This window comes from Pseudacidovorax sp. NFM-22 (genome assembly GCF_021401245.1).
Classification (GTDB): domain Bacteria; phylum Pseudomonadota; class Gammaproteobacteria; order Burkholderiales; family Burkholderiaceae_C; genus Xenophilus.
The window spans coordinates 234,170-253,050 of record NZ_JACBFY010000005.1 but is presented as its reverse complement, the minus strand read 5'-3'; the positions used below and the strand labels follow the sequence as shown (position 1 = coordinate 253,050).

Sequence of the window (18,881 nt, the reverse complement as noted above, 5' to 3'; positions counted from 1 at the left end):
GCCGCGCGGCAGCCTCTCAGCCGCCCGTGCGGCTCCATCGGCGCAGGCCCAGTTCCGGCGCCAGCTTCTGGTACTTGTCCAGCTCCGCTTCCACGAATCGCTCCAGGGCCGGACCGGTGAGCGCAAAGGGATAGAGCGCATTGCGGGCCAGCAGCTGCGCATAGCCTGGCGCCTTCATCGCCTCCTCGAACGCGGCGGTCCAGGCGCGCACCGCAGGCTCCGGCACATCGGCGCTGAGGTACACGCCGCGCACGGTCGGCCAGACGATGTCGATGCCCTGTTCGCGCGCCGTGGGCACCCCCTGCAGCACGCCGCCCAGGCGCTGGGCCGAAAAGACGGCCAGGAAGCGCAGTGAAGCGCCGGCAGCCACGGCCTGGGCGGCTTCGGCGGCGTCGCCGCAGAACACGTCCACATGTCGCCCCTGCAGCGCATTCAGTGCATCGCCGCCGCCCTCGAAGGCCACGAAGCGCATGGTCTTGTGGTCGCTGCCGCTGGCCCTGACCAGCAGGGCGGCCTTCACCCAGTCCTGGCTGCCGACCGTGCCCCCGGCGCCGAAGGCCACGCGGCCGGGCTTCGCGCGCAGCGCCTCCACCAGGTCATGCAGTCGGCGATAGGGCGCGTCGCCGTGCACGGCGATCACGCCGTAGTCGGCGCCGAGCAACGCAAGCCATCGCACGGCCGAGACCGGGTGCGGGCCGAAGCGGCCCTGCGCGATGTTCAGCAGCGAGCCGCCGGAAAAGGCGACCAGCGTGCCCGGGCCGCCGATGCGCCCCGTGGCGATCTGGTCGAAGGCGAGGGCACCGATGCCGCCGGGCAGGAAGCGCTGGCCCAGCGCGGGGCGCTGGGGCCGCACCGCCTGCAGGGCGTCGCGCGCCAACGCGCAGGTCAGCGCGAAGCCACCGCCGGCCTTCGCCGGGATGACGCACTCGGCGGGCAGGGCGCTCGGGTCTGGGGCTGCAGCGGACGGGGCGGCCGCAGTGGCGGCAAGCGCCGTACCCGACGCGCCTGTGGGCAGCGTCAGGGCTGCGGCGGCGCGAAGCAGCAGCTGGCGGCGATCAGGCGAGCGGACCGTGGTGCGATGGCTCATGCGTGTCTCCTGTCGTTCTCGTTGCGTCGGCGCGGCGATCGCGCGGCCACCAGATCCCGGCGTGCAGGCCGGATGATGGCGCACGGTCCAGCAGCCGCAGTTCGCCGCGATGGCGCTGGGCGATGGAGCGCGCGATGGCCAGGCCCAGGCCGAAGCCGCCCGGCCGCGCGCCGCTGCCGCGCTGGAATCGCTGGCCCAGGCGCGCACGGTCCTCGGCATCCAGGCCGGGGCCGTTGTCCTCGACGGCCAGCCACCAGCCCTGCGCATCGCTGCCGGACAGCAGTGTCACCGTGCCGCCGTCGGGTGTGTAGGCCACGGCATTGGCCACCAGGTTGGCGAAGGCCTCGCGCAGCAGATGGCGGTCGCCGACGGCGACCGGGGCGCCCTCTTCGGGCTGGATGCCCAGGTCGATGCGCTTGCGGCGGGCGGTCGGCAGCCATTGCAGTGCGACCTCGCGCAGCAGTTCGCCGCTGTCGAAGAAGGCCGCCTCCACCGGCACCGTGTCGCTGCGGCCGAGGGCCAGCAACTGCTGCGCGCTGCGCGTGGCACTGGCGATTTCGGCTTCGAGGGCGGCGAGCGCGTCCTGCACCATGCCGGGGTCCTGCTCACGGCGCGCATAGTCCACCTGCATCTGCAGCGTGGTGAGATGGGTGCGCAGCTGGTGCGAGGCATCGTCCAGGAACTGGCGCTGCAGCGACACCAGCTCCTGCGTGCGCGCCATCTGCTGGTTGACCGCCGCCACCAGGGGACGGATCTCGGCGGGCAGGTTCTCCTGCGAGATGCGGTTCAGGTCGTCGGGCGCGCGCTCCTCGACCTCCTGCGCCAGCCGCGAGAGCGGCCGCAGCGCTGCCAACAGCGCGAAGGTGGTGCCGCCCAGCATCAGGAGCAGCACCAGCAGGTCGCGCAAGGCGGCACTGCGCACGAAGCGGGCGCTGAAGACCTCGCGCGACCGGGTGCTTTCGCCCACCTGGATCATCACGCGGCGCGCCGTGCTGCCGGCGGGCATGCGCTCCAGTTCGCGCTCATAGGCCGCCAGTCGCACCGGCTCGCCGAAGTACATCGCGTCGTAGAACACCGGCACGCCCATGGGCGGCGGGGTGCTTGGCTGCGGGAAGTCGGCGCTGCCCAGCTCGACCAGCCCGTCCGAGGTGGCGACGCGAAAGAACACCTGCCCGCTCGCCGTGAGCTCGAAGAACTCGAACATGGTGTAGGGCATCTCCAGCGAGAGCCCGCCGGAGGCGGTGGAGATGTTGGCGTCGATGGACTTCAGAGCGCCCAGCAGGGAGCGGTCATAGGCCGAATTGGCGGATTCCAGCGCATCGTGCCGGGTCATCCACAGCTCCAGCGCCGTCACCGCCGCAAGCCCCGGCAGAAGGAGCAGTGCCAGCCGCTGCCACAGACTGCTTCGCTGCAGCCAGCGGGCGACGCGCGGGCGCAGCCCCGGGCGCGCGGCTGCCGGCGGCTCAGTCCGGCTCGAGCACATAGCCCAGCCCGCGCAGGGTGACGATGCGCGCACCGCTGCCTTCCAGGCGCCTGCGCAGCCGGTAGACCAGCACCTCGACGGCCTCGGGGTGCACATCGTCCTGGTCCGAGAACACGCGGTCGACGATCTGCTGCTTGGACAGCGGCTCGCCCGTGCGCTGCGCCAGCGCCCGCAGCACGGCGGACTCGCGCGGCGACAGTGCCAGCACCTCGCCATGCAGCGTGAACTGCCGCCGTGTGCCGTCGTACACCAGCGGGCCGCAGGCGAAGCGCGGATGCTCCACGCCGCGGGCGCGGCGCACCAGCGCATGCAGCCGCGCTTCCAGCTCGGCAAGGGCGAAGGGCTTGGCGAGGAAGTCGTCGGCGCCTGCGTTCAGCGCTGCCACCTTCTCGTCCACCGAATCGCGCGCGGTGAGGATGAGCGCCGGGATGCGCTGGTCGCGCTCGCGCAGGCGCTGCAGCACGCGGTGGCCGTCCAGGCCGGGCAGGCCCAGGTCGAGCACCAGTGCGTCGTGGTCGCGCTGCTGCAGGGCGCGGTCGGCCAGGCGACCGTCGTCCACCCATTCGACCTGGATGCCCGAATGCTCCAGCGCCCGGCACAGCCAGGTGCCGAGGTTGTGTTCGTCTTCCGCCAGGAGGATGCGCATGGGGGCCGATGCTAGCTGCGGCCCGTGGCCGCGTCGGCAGCCGGCGGCGCCGGTCAGTCGGGCTTGATGTTGGCCCGCGCGATGACCTTCTGCCAGCGGGCCTGCTCGGCCGCGATGAACTGCGCGAACTGCTCCGGCGTGCCACCGACCACCTCGGCCGCATCGGCGCTCATGCGCTCCAGTGCGGGGGGCGACTTGGCCGCCTTCATGGTCTCGGCGGAGAGTTTGGCCAGGTGGGCCGGCGTCATCGAGGCCGGGGCCATCATGCCGTACCACTGCGTCATCTCGAAGCCCGGGAAGCCCTGCTCGGCCACCGTGGGCACGTCGGGCAGTTGCGGCAAGCGCCGCGTGGAGCCGGTGGCGATGCAGCGCAGCTTGCCCGACTTGATGAAGGGAATCACGGCCGCCGCGCCGATGGCCGAGGCCTCCAGCCGGCCGGCCATCAGGTCGGTGAGCATGGGGCCGGTGCCCTTGTAGGGCACGTGCAGCATGAAGATATCGGCGCTCATCTTCAGGTATTCCATGGCCAGGTGGCCGGCGCTGCCATTGCCGGCCGACCCATAGCTCAGGCGGCCCGGGCGGGTCTTGGCATAGGCGACGAACTCCTTGAGGTTCTTGGCCGGCACGTCCGGGTGGATCACGTACAGGCTGGGCACCTTGGCCAGCAGGCTGACGGGCTTGAAGTCCTTGTTGGGGTCGTAGGGCAGCTTGGCGAAGATGTACGGGTTGACCGCCAGCGTGCCGATGTGGCCCAGGATGATGGTGTGCTGGTCGTCGGCGCGGGCCACGTCCTGCATGGCGATGTTGCCGGCGGCGCCCGGCTTGTTGTCGACGTAGACGCTCTGGCCCAGCGTCTTGCCCAGTTCGGCCGCGGTGGATCGTGCCACGATCTCGGACGAGCCTCCCGGCGCGAAGGGCACCACGAAGCGCACCTGGCGCGTGGGCCAGTTGTCCTGCGCAAAGGCCAGGTGGGGCAGGGCGCCGGCGGCGACGGAGGCGGCCGCGCCCTGCAGCAGGCGGCGGCGGGTGGGCAGGGCGGGATGGGCGAGCGGATCGTGGGTCATGGCGTGTGTCTCCGATGGGGAAAGGCGGGCTCGGCGCCCCTGGGCCCACCGACGGGCGCAGCGACGGGGGCCGGGGCAGTGTGAACGCCTGGGGCGCGATGGTGCGCAAGACAAGCTGTCAAAAGGCTTTCAGTCGGGTGCGGGCGCTGCGTCCTGGATGTCGACAGCCGGGGTGCCGGCGGCCGTCTCCCGGGTCGACGATGATCGATGCCGTTGCCGGCGTGTCGCCGCCGGCCGCCGCACGCATTTCTGTGTTTCGAAGGAGTCTTGCATGTCCCTCAACGACCCGGCCATCGTGGCCGCCTTCGCGCCGCGCGGTGTCCTGCGCGCTTCCATCAACCTGGGCAACCCCATCCTCGCCAACCGCCACCCGGACACGGGCGAAGTGGGCGGCGTTTCGGTGGATCTGGCGCGGGCCTTTGCGCAGAAGCTGGGCGTGGGCATCGAACTGGTGGTGTTCGACGCCGCCGGCAAGTCGGTGGCCGCCGTCAAGGCCGAAGAGGCCGACATCGGCTTCTTCGCCATCGATCCGCTGCGCGGCGAGGGCATCCATTTCACCGCGCCCTATGTGCTGATCGAGGGCGCGTACCTGGTGCGCGATGCGTCGCCCCTGCAGTCCAACGACGAGGTGGACCGCGCCGGCACCCGCGTGATGGTGGGCAAGGGCAGCGCCTACGACCTGCACCTGACGCGCGAACTCAAGGCCGCCACCATCGAACGCGCGCCCACCTCGCCGGCCGTGGTCGACAGCTTCATCGCCGAAGGCGCCGACGTCGCGGCCGGCGTCAAGCAGCAGCTGCAGGCCGATGCCGCGCGCATCGGCGGCCTGCGCCTGCTGCCGGGCCGCTTCATGGTGATCCAGCAGGCCATGGGCACCCCCGCCAGCCGCGGCGAAGCCGCGGCCGCCGCACTGGCCGCCTTCGTGGAAGAGGCCAAGGCCAGCGGCTTCGTGGCCGAGGCGCTGGGGCGGCACGGGATCGAGGGGGCCTCGGTCGCGCCCGCGGCCTGACGGCCTTCGCCTGGGGCCGAGGGCATGGCCCAGGTGGCTGCAGACGCCTACTGCGCCTGCAGCATGCCCGCCAGCACGCGGTGCTTGGACTGCTCGATGTGGGCCATCATCCGCACCAGGGCGCCGGCGCGGTCACCCGCTGCCAGCGCATGCAGGAAGTCCAGGTGTTCGCGCATGGCGGGCACCACCTGCATGGGCCGCAGCGAGTCGGCGTCGTAGCGGATCAGCCGCACGTGCAGGCTGTTGACGCGGTAGATCTCCGACAGGATCTCGTTGCCGATGGCGTCGACCATCGTGTCGTGCAGGCCCCAGTCGACGGCCTGCGCATCCTTCTCCAGCGTGGCATCGGGCTCGGGCTGCAGGGCCCGTTGCAGGATCGCCTCGTGCTGCTCGATCAGCCGTGTCACCGTGGCCGGGCTGGCCGTGGCCGCGAAGTGCTGCACCGCCTCGCGCTCGACCATGGCACGCACCTGCCAGGCGTTGCGGATGAGCTTGAGGTCCACCGGCGCGATCTGCAACCCGCGCTTGGGCACCGTCTTGATGAGCCCGGCCGCCTCCAGCCGCGGCACCAGTTCCCGCACGGCCGCCAGCGGCATCTTCAGCAACTCCATCAGCTCGCGCTGCGAGACGAACTGCCCCGGCCGGATGCGCGCATCGATGATCTGCTGACGGAAGCCGTGGTAGGCCAGGGTGCGCTGTGCCACCGGCTCTCCGGCCGGTGAAGAGAGCGGGGGCGTGGCCGCGGAGCGGGCGGGGCGGGAAGAGGGACGGGCCGGAGCGGTGCTGCGCATGGGGGCATGGTACGTGGACTGGCACGGTCTGCGCCTGGGTGATCGCAGTTCGGGTTATCACTGACGTTCATCTAACATGTCAGTGCGCTTATAGTTGCATCACAGCGCGGCAGACAGGCGGCGCAGCGCGGCCGGCCCATCGCCGGCATCGACCTCGAACCTCTTTCCCTTTCACGGAACCACCATGGCTCTCCAGCTCCAGGGCGTCATCCCGCCCCTCGTCACCCCCTTCACCGCCGACGGCGACATCGACGAGGCCGCCTACCGGCAGGTCATCCGCTTCAACCTGTCCAAGGGCGTGCACGGCGTCTGCCCGGGCGGCAGCAGCGGCGAGGGCCACACGCTCACCGCCGAGGAGTTCCAGCGCCTGCTGGAGATCACGGTGGAAGAGGTGAACGGCGCCGTGCCCATCGTGGCCGGCATCATCGCCAACAGCACCCGCGAGGCGATCCGCCGCGCCAAGTCCATCGCGCACCTGCCCATCGCCGCGCTGCAGGTCACGCCGGTGCACTACCTCTTCAAGCCCGACGAAGAGGCCACCTTCCGCCACTTCAAGGCCCTGACCGAGGCCGTCGACATCCCGGTCGTCATCTACAACGTCGTGCCGTGGAACTACCTGAGCCCGGCGCAGATGATCCGCCTGATGAAGGAGCTGCCGGGCGTGCAGGGCATCAAGCAGAGCCAGGGCGACCTCAAGCTCATGGCCGACCTCGTGCTGGGCGTGCCCGAAGGCTGCAAGGTCTTCTCGGCCGTCGACGCGCTGCTGTACTCGTCCTTCGCGCTGGGCGCGCACGGCACCATCGCCGCCACGCCGGCCGCGTTGCCGGGCGTGTGCGTGAATCTCTGGAACACCGTGCAGGCCGGCGACCACGTCAAGGCACTGGAAATGCACCGGTCCATGCTCGCCTTCTGGAATGCCGTGGTGGCCGACAACCTGCCGGCCAACCTCAAGACCGCCATCGCGCTGCAGGGCTGCCCGACCGGCCTGCCGCGTGCGCCCATGCCGCCCACCACGCCGGAGCAGGAGGCCCGCATCCGCAAGGCCCTGGACGACGTGCTGCGCTTCGACGCCTGAGACGCGGCCATCCTTCCTCGAACAATGGAGACAACGCGCATGAAGATCCAACGCCGTGGCCTGCTCAAGGCCGGAACCCTCGCCGCACTGGGCGGCCCGCTGCTCGTGCCGGCCTGGGCGCAGGGTGGCGCCTTTCCCAACAAGCCGGTGACCATCGTCGTGCCCTTTCCGGCCGGCGGCAACACCGACATCGTGGCCCGCACCGTGGCCGTCGCCCTTGGCAAGGTGCTGGGCCAGTCGGTGGTGGTCGACAACCGCGGCGGCGGGGGCGGCTCCATCGGGGCCAACGTGGTGGCCCGCGCACAGCGGGACGGCTACACGTTGCTGCTGTGCGGTGCCGGCGTGGTCGTGACCGTGCCCGAGATGGTCAAGACGGCCTACAGCCGCAAGGACTTCGCGCCCATCGGGCTGGTCAACAAGAGCTCGATGGTGCTGCTGGCGCGCAAGAACGACCCGCGCTTCAAGACCTTCCAGGAATTCGTCGCCTATGCCCGCTCGGGCGAGGGCAAGGTCAATGCCGCGCATTCCGGCCCGGGCACGCCCAACCACCTCGCGCAGCTGCAGCTGGAGGCACTGCTGAAGGCCAAGTTCACTCCGGTGAGCTACAAGGGTTCCGGCCCTGCGCTGGTCGACCTGATCGGTGGCCAGGTGGACGTGCACTTCGACCAGGTCACCAGCTCGCTGCAGCACATCCGCGCCGGCACGCTTGAGCCGCTGGCCGTGCTCGGCCCCACGGAAGACCCGGCACTGCCCGGCGTCAAGACCGTGGCCGAGCTGGGCTTCGGCCAGATCGACGGCACCACCTATGTCGGCGTGCTGGGCCCGAGCGGCATGCCGCCGGCCTTGCAGGAACAGCTCGCGAAGGCACTCGCGCAGGCTGTGCAGGACCCCCAGACCGTGCGCAGCGCGCGCGAGCTGGGCAGCGTGGCCATCTCCAGCACGCCGCAGGAGTTCGGCCGCATCCTGGATGCCGAGTACACGCTGGCCAGCGCCGCCGCCAAAGACGGTCGCCTCAAGGTCGACTGACCTTACTGCGCGTCTCTCGGGGCGGCCGCGGGGCCGCCTCGTCTCTTTCGACTGCCTCTCCTCCTGTCATCTGCCGTGAAGAAGATCCTCAACAACCCCCAGCACTACGTCGACGAGATGCTCGACGGCCTGTGCCTGGCCCATCCCCAGCTGCAGCGCCAGGGCGACGACGGTCGCGTGATCGTGCGCAGCCGCGGCGCAGTGCCGGGCAAGGTGGGCATCGTCACCGGCGGCGGCTCGGGCCATCTGCCGGTGTTCCTCGGCTACGTGGGCGAGGGCCTGCTCGACGCCTGCGCGGTGGGCAACGTGTTCGCCGGCCCCCGCATGGACGACTGCATGGCCGCCATGCGCGCGGCCGATGGGGGTGCCGGCGTGCTGCAGCTCTATGGCAACTACGGTGGCGACCGCATGAACTTCGACATGGCGGCCGAGATGCTCGAACTCGAAGGCATGCCGGTCGCCTCGGTGCGCGTGGCCGACGACGTGGCCAGCGCGCCGGCCGAACAGCGCGACAAGCGGCGCGGCGTGGCGGGCCTGGTGTTCGTCTACAAGGCGGCCGGTGCCAAGGCAGCGGCCGGCGCATCGCTGGCCGAGGTCGCCGCGCTGGCACGCAAGGCAGCGGATGCCGTGCGCTCCGTCGGCGTGGCCCTGACGCCCTGCGTGGTGCCCGAGTCGGGCAAGGCCTCCTTCGAGATCGCCGACTCGGAGGTCGAGTTCGGCATGGGCATCCATGGCGAGCCGGGCATCTGGCGCGGACCGCTCAAGAGCGCCGACGCACTGGTGGACGAGATGCTGGACCACGTGCTGCCCGAACTGCAACTGGCGCGTGGCGACCGCGTCGCGCTGCTGGTCAACAGCCTGGGCGCGACGCCGCTGGAAGAGCTCTACATCCTCTACCGCCGCGCACGGCGGGTGCTGGACGAGCACGGCATCGTCATCACCCATCCGCTGGTGGGCCGCTATGCCACCTCCATGGAAATGGCCGGTGCCTCGCTCAGCGTGATGAAGCTGGACGACGAACTGGCCGGGCTGCTGGCCGCACCGGCCGACTGCCCCTTCTGGAGCGTGCGCTGATGCTCGACGCCGACACCCTGGCTGCCGCGCTGCCGGCGTGGTGCGCCGGCGTGCACCGCGCGGCGCCCGAGCTGAACGAACTCGACGGCCGCCTGGGCGATGCAGACCTGGGCGCCACGCTGGACAAGTGCGCCACGCTGGTCGAGCAGGCGCTGCCCGACATGGCCGGCGCGCCGCTGGACGCCATGCTGCGGCGCTGCGCGCAGGCCTGCGCCAAGGCATCGGGCTCGAGCTTCGGCACGCTGCTCACCGTGGCACTGATGACCGCCGCCAAACGATGCGCGGGCGTCGCCGCCCTCGACCGGCCTGCGCTGGCCGCCCTCCTGGGCGAGATCGGCGAGACCCTGGCCGCCCGCGGCGGTGCGAACCTGGGCGACAAGACCGTGCTCGACAGCCTGCACGCCGTTCGCCAGGCATTGGCCGAAGCGCCCGAGGGGACGCCCCTGCGCCCCGTGGCGTGCGCTGCAGCCCGGGCCGCGCTCGACAGCTTCCGCGACCGACCCAACCGGATCGGCCGCGCACGCATGTTCGCCGACAAGACCATCGGCATGGACGACCCCGGCATGGTCGCACTGTTGCGCATGGCCGAGGCGCTGTAGCGCCGACTGCAGGTCGGGCGCCGAGGCCCTGGCTGCACGCGTGCGTGAGATTTCACCTAGGATGCGGCCCCTCCACCCCGGCCGATTTCGGGCCGCAATCCGCGCATGACCTCCACCGACATCCAGCTCCTTGCCACCGCCCTCGTCAGCGTCATCGCGCTCGTCCTGCTGATCGTGACCCGGCCGCGGCTGCATCCGCTGCTGGCGCTGCTCGTGGTCTCCATCGGCGCCGGCCTGGCCACCGGCATGCCGCTGGACAAGCTGATGCAGGCCATCGTCGGCGGTGCCGGCAAGACGCTCGGCGCGGTCGGTCTGGTCGTGGCGCTGGGCGCGATGCTGGGCAAGCTGCTGGCGGACGCGGGCGTGACCGAGACGCTGGCCAACGCCATCCTCGACCGGGCCTCGCGCCGCATGCTGCCCTGGGCGATGGCCGGCGTGGCCTTCGTCATCGGGATCCCGATGTTCTTCGAGGTGGGTCTGGTGGTGCTGCTGCCGCTGATCTTTGGCGTCGCGCGCAAGCTGGAGGCGCAGCGCGAGGGCAGCGGCTCCGCCTACGTCTACGTGGGCGTGCCCGTGATCGCGGCGCTGGCGGCCATGCACGGCATGGTGCCGCCGCATCCGGGGCCGCTGACGGCCATCGCCACGCTCAAGACCAACGTGGGCGCGACCATGATCTACGGCTTCATCGCCGCGCTGCCGGCCATCGTGCTGGCAGGCCCGGTGTATGGCGCCTTCATCGCGCCGCGCATGACGGTGCGGCCCGACGAATCGCTGGTGGCGCAGTACGCGCCGGCCGCCGACGCGACGCAGGATGCGTCCAGGCGCCATCTGCCCAGCCTGGGACTGGGCGTGCTCACGGCCCTGGCGCCGGCGCTGCTCATGCTTGGCCATGCGGTGGGCGAGATCCTGCTGCCCAAGGGTTCGGCGCTGCTGCACGCGCTGGCCTTCCTCGGCCATCCCGTCACGGCGATGCTGCTGGGCGTGGTGTTGGCCATGGTGGCCCTGCGTCCAGGGGCACCGGAGCAGATGCGTGAAGCCCTGGGCAGCAGCCTCAAGCCGATCGCCAGTGTGCTGCTCATCATCGCCGGCGGCGGCGCCTTCCAGCAGGTGCTGACCGATGCGCGCGTGGGCGACGCCATCGTGCACATGAGCCAGCAGCTGGCCCTGTCGCCGCTGCTGCTGGGCTGGCTGATCTCGATGCTGCTGTCGGTGTCCACGGGCTCGGCCACGGTCGGCATCGTGGGTGCGGCCGGGCTGCTGGCGCCGCTCGGCGCAGCCGACCCGACGCTGAACCTGCCGCTGCTGGCCCTGTCGATCGGGTGCGGCTCGCTGTTCTTCAACTATGCCAACCATGCAGGCTTCTGGCTGGTGAAGGAATCCTTCGGCATGAGCATGGGCGAGGCGACCAAGACCATCTCGGTGGTGCAGTCCATCGTGGCCGTGGTGGGCCTCGTGATGGTGCTGCTGCTCAACCTGCTGCCGCCGCTGGGCTGATCGGCTCCGCCCGGGTCGACAGCGGGCCGCTGCTTCAGCCCGCGTCGCCCAGCCGGTCCACCATCCGCACCAGTTCGGCCAGCGAGGCCGCCTGCATCTTGCGCATGGCCTGGCCGCGCCGCACCTTCACCGTCACCTCGCTCAGCTGCAGCTGCCAGGCGATCTGCTTGTTGAGCTGCCCCTGCACCACGAGGCGCACCACGGCCTGCTCGCCCGGCGTCAGCAGGGCCCAGCGCTCGCGCAGGTCGGCGCCCGCGGCCTCCTGCGCCAGGCGTTCGCGGTCGCGGGCGATGCCCTGGTGGATGGCGTCCAGCAGGTCCTGCTCGCGGAAGGGCTTGGGCAGGAACTCGATGGCGCCGCCCTTCATGGCCTCCACCGCCATGGCCATGTCGCCGTGGCCGGTGATGAAGACCACGGGCAGGCCGAGGCCGGTGGCCCGCATCTGCCGCTGGAAGTCCAGGCCGCTCTGGCCCGGCATGCGGACGTCGAGCACCAGGCACGCCGGGGCCGGTTCGCGGGGATGCGCCAGGAAGTCGCGCGTCGCGCCGAAGCCGATGGCGCGCAGCCCGACCGAGGCGAGCAGGTCTTCCAGCGCGGCGCGCACCGAATGGTCGTCGTCGACCACATACACGATGGGTTCCGCGTCGGCGGGCGAGGTCGGCGGGGTCAAGGCAGCTTCTCCTGCGGGGCGGCGGGCAGGCTGAACCGGAACACCGCCCCCAGGCCGGCGGCGGGCTCGGCCCAGATGCGGCCGCCGTTGGCTTCGACGATGGTGCGGCTGATGCTCAGGCCGATGCCGATGCCCTGGGGCTTGGTGGTCCAGAAGGCGTCGAACAGGTGGGCCTGCACCTCCGGCGCCAGACCGATGCCCGAGTCGCGGATGGTGAAGACCACGGTGTCGCCCTCGCGGGCGGTGTCGATGTGCACCTCGCGCCGCGCGCCGGGCGCGGCGGGCATGGCGTCGAGCGCATTGAGCAGCAGGTTGCCGATGACCTGCTGCACCTGCACCGGATCGGCCCAGGCCGGCGGCAGGCCGGTGGCCAATGCCTGGTGCAGGTCGATGCCCTCTTCCTGCAGCCGGTCGTGCGACAGCGCCACGATCTCGCGCACGCTGGCGTTGAGGTCGAAGCGGCTGGCCTGGGGCGGTTCGCCCCGCGTGAGGCTGCGCACCCGGGCGATGACGCTGCTGGCCCGCTCGGCATCGGCCTGCATGCGCTGCAGGGCCTGGCGCGCCTTGTCGAGTTGCGGCGGTGCCTGCGCCAGCCAGCGCTGGGCGGCATTGCCGCTGGTCACGATGGCCGCCAGCGGCTGGTTCAACTCGTGCGCAATGGAGGTGGTCAGGCCCGACAGGTTCTGCGCCCGGGCGATGCGTTCCAGCCGGGCCTGCGCGGCCTGCGCCGCGGCCCGGGCGCGTTGCATGCGCAGCACCAGCCAGGTCACCATGGCGATGGCCGACACGCTCAGGCCCATGTTGATCAGGCCGGCGTGGTAGTGGCCGCGCGGCGTGAGCATGAAGCTCAGCACCGTCATCGCGATGCATGCCGTGCCCAGGGCGCGCAGCGCCCGCGGCTGGAGCGCCCGCTCGGCCGACAGCACCACCACCGCATAGAGCACCGCCGCCGCCACCTCGTAGTTGGTGAGCGTGTCCGCCACGAAGATGGCTGCCATCGCCACGGCCACGAGGGCGACGCGGAGGACGGAGCGGGTTCGGGCCAGGAGGAGCATGGTGCGGCGCGCAGCGGGGACCGCCATGCACGCCGGGAGAGCGGCACGCGGCCAGGCGGGATTGTGCGCGACGTGGCCAGGGTGGCGGCCGTCGCGCACCCGCACGGGCGCGCTCCGTTGCGACGGTGCCATGCTGCACACGGCGGCCTCCGCGGCGCAGGGGCCCGCCGCTGAGGCCGTGCGACCGCCGTCGGTCAGCTGCGGTTAGCGCGCGCTGCCTGCAGCGCGAGCTGCTCGTCGATCAACGACACCCAGGGATGCCGCGTCTTGAAGTCGTCCATGAGGCGCCGGTAGTTCTCGGGCGCCGTGGTCTCCGTCTTGATCATCGAGGCGGCGTGCACGCGGTACTCGGCGAGTGTCTGGGGCTCCCAGAGGCCGCGCTGGCCCTGCTCGGCGAGCCGGCACCAGAAGTCGTAGTCCTCCCAGCCGTGACGCACATGGTCGTAGCCGCCGACGATAGCCCAGGCTTCCTTGGCCACCAGGGCCATGGCGTCCACGTAGTTGCCCGCCACGAAGCGTTGCGGTTCGTAGCGCGCGTCGCTGATGGTGCGGCGCGAGGCGCCGAAGTGCTGGATGGTGGGATAGACAAAGGCCACGGCGTTCGTCCGCATGACCCCGAGCAGCGTTTCACAGCAGGTCGGCAGCAGCCGGTTGTCGGCGTCCAGCGGCAGCACGTAGGGTGTCCGTGCAAGTCCGAAGCCCACGTTGCGGGTCATGGCCAAGCCGCTGTTGACCGCGTTCCTCGCCACCACTGCACGGTTGAAGCGGTGGGCGTTCTCGCGGACCCAGGCCAGGGCCGTGTCCAGGGAGGCGTCCGTCGAGCAGTCGTCCACCACGATCAGGTCCAGCACCGCCAGGCTCTGGGCCTGCACCGACTCCAGCGCCTCGACGATGAATTGCGTGTAGTTGTACAGCGGGATGATCACCGAGATCTCGGCCACCTCTGGCTCCGCGGCCCAATGCTCGAAGAGCACGGTGGACGGCACGAGCGTGGGGCTGCGCCACGGCGTCGCGCGGATGCGCGCGTCCAGCGCGAAGCCCCGCGCGGCCTGGACGTCGCCACGCAGTTGATCGAGCACGCAACCGAAGCGCGCCGCGCGCTGCAGGGGACCGAACTGCGCCAGGGCGCTGAGATGCGCGGCGGCGGCGAGCCCGTCGCGCAGCGCCGGCTCGTCGACCAGCCGGGACAGGCAGCGGTACCAGTCGTCGCCGTCGGAGGCCAGCAGGCCGGTGGCCTCGTGCGAGATGGCGCGGCGGAAGGGGCCGGTGGGCGAGGCGATCGTGGGCACATGCAGCAATGCCGCCTCGAAGAACTTGAGTTCGCTCTTGGCTTCGCAGAAGGGGTTGCCGTACTCCAGCGGTGCGATGTTGATGTCGAAGCGCGCCATCTCCTGCGGCAGGGTCTCCAGCGTCTGGAAGGGCCGCCACTCGATGCGGTCCTCCAGTCCTTCCAGCGCCGGGAATTCCTCCACTTCGACCAGGCGCACGCCCGCCAGCGTCTGGAACAGGACCAGCCGGCAACGCGCGTTCTCGCGCAGCACGCGCGCAATCGCCTCGATGGCCAGGCCGAGGTCGCGCTGGTGGGTGCGTGAGCCACCGGCGTAGCCGATGCGGATCAGGTCGTCGCTGCGCGTGCTGCGCCACGCCTGCGCGCTGCGAAGCGAAAGCTCCAGCGTGCCGTGGTCGAAGCCATTGGGCACGACGTGGGTGCTCTTGCCGGCCCAGCGCATGTGGTAGGCCAGCTCCTGGGTGCTGGCCAGGCAGATGTCGGCGGCAAGCATCGCCCGGCGGATGTTGGCGAAATGCGCCCGGACATGCTCGGGCACATGGCCGTCCGAGCGGATGCCATCGATGAACTTGATCTGGGCGAGGTCCGGCTCGACCATGAGGTCGTCGATGTCGAACACGACCATCTTGCCCTGCGCGCGCATGCGGGCGACCGCCTCCTGCAATGCGGGTGTCCAGGGCGTGCGCCACAGCATCATCACATCGTGCTGGGCGGTCAGCGACAGCTTGTCCTGCAGCTGGTCCAGGCGCACCCACTCCGAGGGCACGCCATTCATCCGCGCCGCCTCCATGTACCGGGCCACGCGGTAGATGTGCCCGGGGGTGTCGGGTTCGCCGGACACGTAGAAGATGGAGAAGCGCTGGGTCGGCAGGGCGGGAAGGGCGGGCTCGCCGTGCGAGAGGCCGTGCACGGCGGCGTGGCGCCCTTCCTCGATGCCGTGCTCCATGTAGTGCAGCAGCGGATTGAGGCCCGCCGCTGCCACATCGGTGTAGTGGGCCAAGTAGGTGGCGGACGAGAACATGGGGCCCGGGTCGCGGCCCTCGAGCGCACCGTATCTCAGGTAGTGGTCCGCGGGGTCCAGCCCCGCTTCCGCGACATCGGGATAGGTGAGCAGGTACCAGGCGCGGTCGAAGTAGGGGGAGCGACGGATGGTCTCGGTCTCCCAGGTCTCGCCGATGGCGATCTTCCGGTTGCGCAGGCGCTTCGCAATGCGGCGAAGCCGTCCGGGCTCCGCAGCCTTGGGCTGCGCGGCGGGATCGGTCTGGACGTCGCGAAAGCGTTGCAGCAGCGCACGGGCGTGTTCGCCTTGTGCCTGGGCGCGCTCCTTCCAGGCGACGGCGATCTGCTGCTGCAGGCCTGCTTGGCGGTCCGCGCTTACCGCGCGCTCCTGCGCCTGGGCCAGTTCCGTGGTCAGCTGGGCCACCATGCGGCGCAGTTCCGCCACCCGGCGTCCCGCTTGCTGCTGCACTAGCTGCGTGGCGTGCGTGGTGGCCTCGGCGCGCTCGGCCCGAGCCTCGGACTGCGCGGCGCGTGCTCGGCCGCCTGGGCCTGCTGCGCCAGGGTCTCGATCTCGGCACTGCGCTGCGAGTCGGCCTCGATGGTGCTGCTTTCGGTCGCGGCGGACCGCTCGGCGCGCAGTTGCGCCAGCTCGGCCTCGGCCTGCACCTGCTGCGTCTGCACCGCTTGCAGGCGCTGATTCAGCTCGGCACTGCCCAGTTGCTCGCGGGTGGTCACGAACCACCGCGTGCCCAGGTGCGAGAAGCGGGTGCGCACGGCGTCCGCCTTGTCGGCCTCGAGCTTGCACAGGGCCTTGATCGCGGCCGGCGCGTTGCGGCCGACCGCCAGGACGCCCAGGCCGTGCCCGTGCAGGAACTCGAACGACGGGTACTGGCCGATCAGCTCGGCGAAGTAGCGGAACACCCCGAAGTCGCGGCTGCGGACGTTGGTGTCGTGGAACAGGACCACGGCCCGGTCGGACAGCTTGGGCAGCCAGGTCTCGAAGTCGTGGCGCACCGCTTCGTAGGTGTGGAAGCCATCGATGTGGAGCACGTCGACCGAGCCGTCGGCGAAATAGGGCAGGGCGTCGTCGAAGGTGGACTGCAGCAGCTCGGAGAAGGCGCTGAAGTGCTTGTCATGGAAATCGCGCAGCGCGTAGTAGACCTGGGGGTCGAAGTGCCCCGCGTGCTCGTCGCCCGCCCAGGTGTCCACCGCGTAGCAGCGTGTGCCTGTCTCCAGTCGGGCCACGGCCTCGCAGAAGGCGGCGTACGACACGCCGTTGTGCGTTCCCAGTTCCACCAGCGTGCGGGGCCTGCAGGCCGAGACCAGCCAGAAGGCGAAGGGGGTGTGGGTCCACCACGCGCTGGGCTTGCCCAGCAGATGGGGTGTCCAGAACAGCGGCGCCAGCGCCGGGTCCGTCAGGACGTCGAGCGAGCGGTCAAGGCTCGTGCACTCGACCGCAGGAAGATGAACGGGGGTGTCTTGCATGTATTGCCGCTCGGCGTGCGCCGAGGCCTCTCTTCAGATCGATGGCGTTCACTAGCGGGCGAGCTGCCACCGCGCCTCATAGGCGGCCAGCTGCGTGCCCGTGTACCAGTCCAGCCGCACGTTGGGGTTGTGGAACCGGTCTTCCGCGAAGCGGTCCGGCCACTTGGCGGTGATGTGTCCGAGCTCGCGCGCGGCGCGCTGCTGCTTTTCTTCGTTGGCGTGGTCGTGCCCGCGCGACACGCTTTCGAGATGCAGCAGGGTCGCGAAGGGCGTGCACACGTTGCGGTAGCCGGCGTCGGTGGCCTTGAGGCAGAGGTCGACGTCGTTGAACGCGATGGCCAGGTGCTTCTCGTCGAAGCCACCGAGCAGCTGGAAGACCTCGCGCCGGATGGCCAGGCAGGCGCCGGTGACTGCGAGGTAACCGCGGGCGCCGGCCAGTCGGCCGTCCGCGCCGGGCGCCATCGCATCGTCCGTGCGGGATACGTGCATGGCCAGCCGGTCGGGTTGGAGGATCACCCCGGCATGCTGCACGGTGCCATCGGCGTACAGTAGCTTGGCGCCGACGCAGCCGATGTCCGGTCGCACGGCCTGCGCCACCATCTCCTTGAGCCAGTCCGCGTCCAGGATCTCTGTGTCGTTGTTCAGGAACAGCAGAACCGCGCCGGTCGCCGCACGGGCGCCGAGGTTGTTGATGCGCGAGAAGTTGAAGGCGCCCGGCGTCTTCAGGATGCGCACGCGGGGGTCCTGGCGCAGCTGTGCGAACAGGGCATGGGTCTGGGGCTCGGTGCTGTCGTTGTCGAGCACCATGACTTCCAGATCGGGGTAGTCGGTGTGCCGAAGCAGGCTGTTCAGGCAGTTGGCGAGCAGATCTGCGCGGTCCCGCGTGGGCACCAGGATGCTGACGCGCGGCGCGGGCTGCGGCAACGGGCGGCGCACCCAGTTGACGACCGGGGCCAGGACCGAGGGGGCCACCTCGACGGGGGTGCCGCTCTGCATCGACGCCACCTGCTGGGCGGCCCGACGTGCCGCCGCGGCATAGGCGTCGATCGCGCGGGCCGTCGCGGCACTGTCCGGCGCGAGCGGGATGCGCCGATGGCACAGGACGGCAGGAATGTGCCGCACCCGCCAGGCCGGCAGCGGCAGGCCGATCCGACAGCCGAGTTCATAGCGCGAGGCCGGCCCGAACTCGGGGCGCAGCCCGCCACTGCGCAGCACTTCGGCGCGGCGGAACAGGCACAGCCCTTCCAGCAGATCGAAGCCCAACTGAGCCTCCGGATCCCAGCCCGGCTTGAAGCGCGGCCTGCAGCGCGTGCCGTCGGCGGCGATCCAGTCCTCGTCGGCGTAGACGATGTCGGTCTCGGGCCAGCGCGCGAGCGTCATCCGAAGGGCGGCCACGGCCGTGGGCGCAAGCTGGTCGCCCGCGCTGAGCAGGCCGACATGCTCCCCGCTGGCGTGGGCCAGTGCCAGCTGCTGCAGCGCCGGCACGGTGACATCGTCCTCGCTGGCGACGATGACACGCACCTTCAGCGACTGCGGCACCAGGGCCAGGACACCCGACATGGCCGCCCGGCGTGCGGGGCTGCAACTGAGCAGCACGTCGAAGTGCGAACACACCTGTGCGGCGAGCGACGACAGCGTCGCCCGCACCGCGCGATCATGCGTGTCGTCGGCGACGACGAAGGTGATGCCCGAGGAGGGAGGGAGCGCCGTCAGGGCAGCGCGCAGCGCTTCCCGTTCGGCATCGGCAGCTGATGATTCGCGCGCGATCCAGGCCCGGTAATCGGAGGTCGCGAAAGGTGAAAACGCACAGGCCGCCGACCAGTGCGCGCACCGGGCGGGGTCGAGAGACGAAACAACGGACAACGAAACTCCCCGAATTGGCCATGAACGCGCCACCCGTCGATCGCTGCGACAGCTGGTCCAAAGACCGCAACCTCACCTTTTGGCAGATTGCAATTCTTTAATGGCGTGAACATTGTTGAAATTTTATGACACCGTTCGCCACAAAATCTCCCCATTCGGTGTAGGACAGGACG

16 protein-coding genes are annotated in these 18,881 nt (G+C 70.7%); 6 read left to right on the top strand and 10 right to left on the bottom strand.

Features of this window, described 5'->3' with window-relative positions:
• Positions 1–16 precede the first annotated feature (16 nt).
• Genes L0984_RS18740 through L0984_RS18725 form a run of 4 tightly spaced genes read right to left on the bottom strand, consistent with a single transcriptional unit; the run spans position 17 to position 4,280 of the window.
• A complete protein-coding gene (locus L0984_RS18740; RefSeq protein WP_234195302.1) occupies positions 17–1,087 on the bottom strand; it encodes a Bug family tripartite tricarboxylate transporter substrate binding protein in 1,071 nt (356 codons plus the stop codon).
• Positions 1,056–2,570: a sensor histidine kinase gene (locus L0984_RS18735; protein WP_255697494.1), complete on the bottom strand. Its 1,515-nt coding sequence runs from the start codon at positions 2,568–2,570 to the stop codon at positions 1,056–1,058. Before L0984_RS18735 ends, L0984_RS18740 begins: the two co-directional genes overlap by 32 nt.
• Positions 2,551–3,216 carry a response regulator gene (locus tag L0984_RS18730; protein ID WP_234195300.1) on the bottom strand — a complete coding sequence of 222 codons (666 nt, stop codon included), beginning with the start codon at positions 3,214–3,216 and terminating at the stop codon, positions 2,551–2,553. The genes L0984_RS18735 and L0984_RS18730 overlap by 20 nt, the downstream gene beginning before the upstream one ends.
• Positions 3,217–3,269: 53 nt before the next feature.
• Positions 3,270–4,280 (bottom strand): Bug family tripartite tricarboxylate transporter substrate binding protein, encoded by a 1,011-nt coding sequence (locus L0984_RS18725; RefSeq protein ID WP_234195299.1) that lies wholly within the window; start codon positions 4,278–4,280, stop codon positions 3,270–3,272.
• Positions 4,281–4,551: 271 nt separating this feature from the next.
• Between L0984_RS18725 and L0984_RS18720 the strand changes: the two genes are divergently transcribed.
• Positions 4,552–5,289 carry a transporter substrate-binding domain-containing protein gene (locus L0984_RS18720; RefSeq protein WP_234195298.1) on the top strand — a complete coding sequence of 246 codons (738 nt, stop codon included), beginning with the start codon at positions 4,552–4,554 and terminating at the stop codon, positions 5,287–5,289.
• Between the two features lie 47 nt (positions 5,290–5,336).
• Here the strand turns inward: L0984_RS18720 and L0984_RS18715 are convergent, their stop codons facing one another.
• Complete coding sequence (locus L0984_RS18715) at positions 5,337–5,993, bottom strand: GntR family transcriptional regulator (RefSeq protein ID WP_234195297.1); 657 nt, start codon at positions 5,991–5,993, stop codon at positions 5,337–5,339.
• Positions 5,994–6,264: 271 nt separating this feature from the next.
• On the opposite strand from L0984_RS18715, the gene L0984_RS18710 reads away from it, so the two are divergent.
• The 5 genes from L0984_RS18710 (at position 6,265) to L0984_RS18690 (ending at position 11,348) form a co-directional block, all read left to right on the top strand.
• Positions 6,265–7,155, top strand: a complete 891-nt coding sequence (locus tag L0984_RS18710) for a dihydrodipicolinate synthase family protein (RefSeq protein ID WP_234195296.1) — start codon at positions 6,265–6,267, stop codon at positions 7,153–7,155.
• Between the two features lie 39 nt (positions 7,156–7,194).
• On the top strand, positions 7,195–8,181 hold the full coding sequence (locus L0984_RS18705; protein ID WP_234195295.1) for a Bug family tripartite tricarboxylate transporter substrate binding protein: 987 nt from the start codon (positions 7,195–7,197) through the stop codon (positions 8,179–8,181).
• Between the two features lie 75 nt (positions 8,182–8,256).
• The gene (locus L0984_RS18700) at positions 8,257–9,255 is read left to right on the top strand and encodes a dihydroxyacetone kinase subunit DhaK (RefSeq protein ID WP_234195294.1); all 999 of its coding nucleotides are present in this window, start codon (positions 8,257–8,259) and stop codon (positions 9,253–9,255) included.
• Complete coding sequence (locus L0984_RS18695) at positions 9,255–9,854, top strand: DAK2 domain-containing protein (protein ID WP_234195293.1); 600 nt, start codon at positions 9,255–9,257, stop codon at positions 9,852–9,854. Before L0984_RS18700 ends, L0984_RS18695 begins: the two co-directional genes overlap by 1 nt.
• Positions 9,855–9,959: 105 nt before the next feature.
• Positions 9,960–11,348, top strand: coding sequence for a GntP family permease (locus tag L0984_RS18690; RefSeq protein WP_234195292.1), 1,389 nt, complete (start codon positions 9,960–9,962; stop codon positions 11,346–11,348).
• A gap of 34 nt (positions 11,349–11,382) precedes the next feature.
• On the opposite strand, the gene L0984_RS18685 is transcribed toward L0984_RS18690, so the two are convergent.
• The 5 genes from L0984_RS18685 to L0984_RS18665 all read right to left on the bottom strand — a co-directional run bounded on the left by L0984_RS18685 (position 11,383) and on the right by L0984_RS18665 (position 18,708).
• Positions 11,383–12,018 (bottom strand): response regulator transcription factor, encoded by a 636-nt coding sequence (locus L0984_RS18685; protein WP_234195291.1) that lies wholly within the window; start codon positions 12,016–12,018, stop codon positions 11,383–11,385.
• A complete protein-coding gene (locus L0984_RS18680) occupies positions 12,015–13,073 on the bottom strand; it encodes a sensor histidine kinase (protein ID WP_234195289.1) in 1,059 nt (352 codons plus the stop codon). Before L0984_RS18680 ends, L0984_RS18685 begins: the two co-directional genes overlap by 4 nt.
• 194 nt (positions 13,074–13,267) lie before the next feature.
• The gene (locus L0984_RS18675; RefSeq protein ID WP_234195288.1) at positions 13,268–15,787 is read right to left on the bottom strand and encodes a glycosyltransferase; all 2,520 of its coding nucleotides are present in this window, start codon (positions 15,785–15,787) and stop codon (positions 13,268–13,270) included.
• Positions 15,788–15,828: 41 nt separating this feature from the next.
• Positions 15,829–16,845, bottom strand: a complete 1,017-nt coding sequence (locus L0984_RS18670; protein WP_234195287.1) for a class I SAM-dependent methyltransferase — start codon at positions 16,843–16,845, stop codon at positions 15,829–15,831.
• A gap of 51 nt (positions 16,846–16,896) precedes the next feature.
• Positions 16,897–18,708 (bottom strand): glycosyltransferase family 2 protein, encoded by a 1,812-nt coding sequence (locus L0984_RS18665; RefSeq protein WP_234195286.1) that lies wholly within the window; start codon positions 18,706–18,708, stop codon positions 16,897–16,899.
• Between the last annotated feature and the right edge of the window lie 173 nt (positions 18,709–18,881).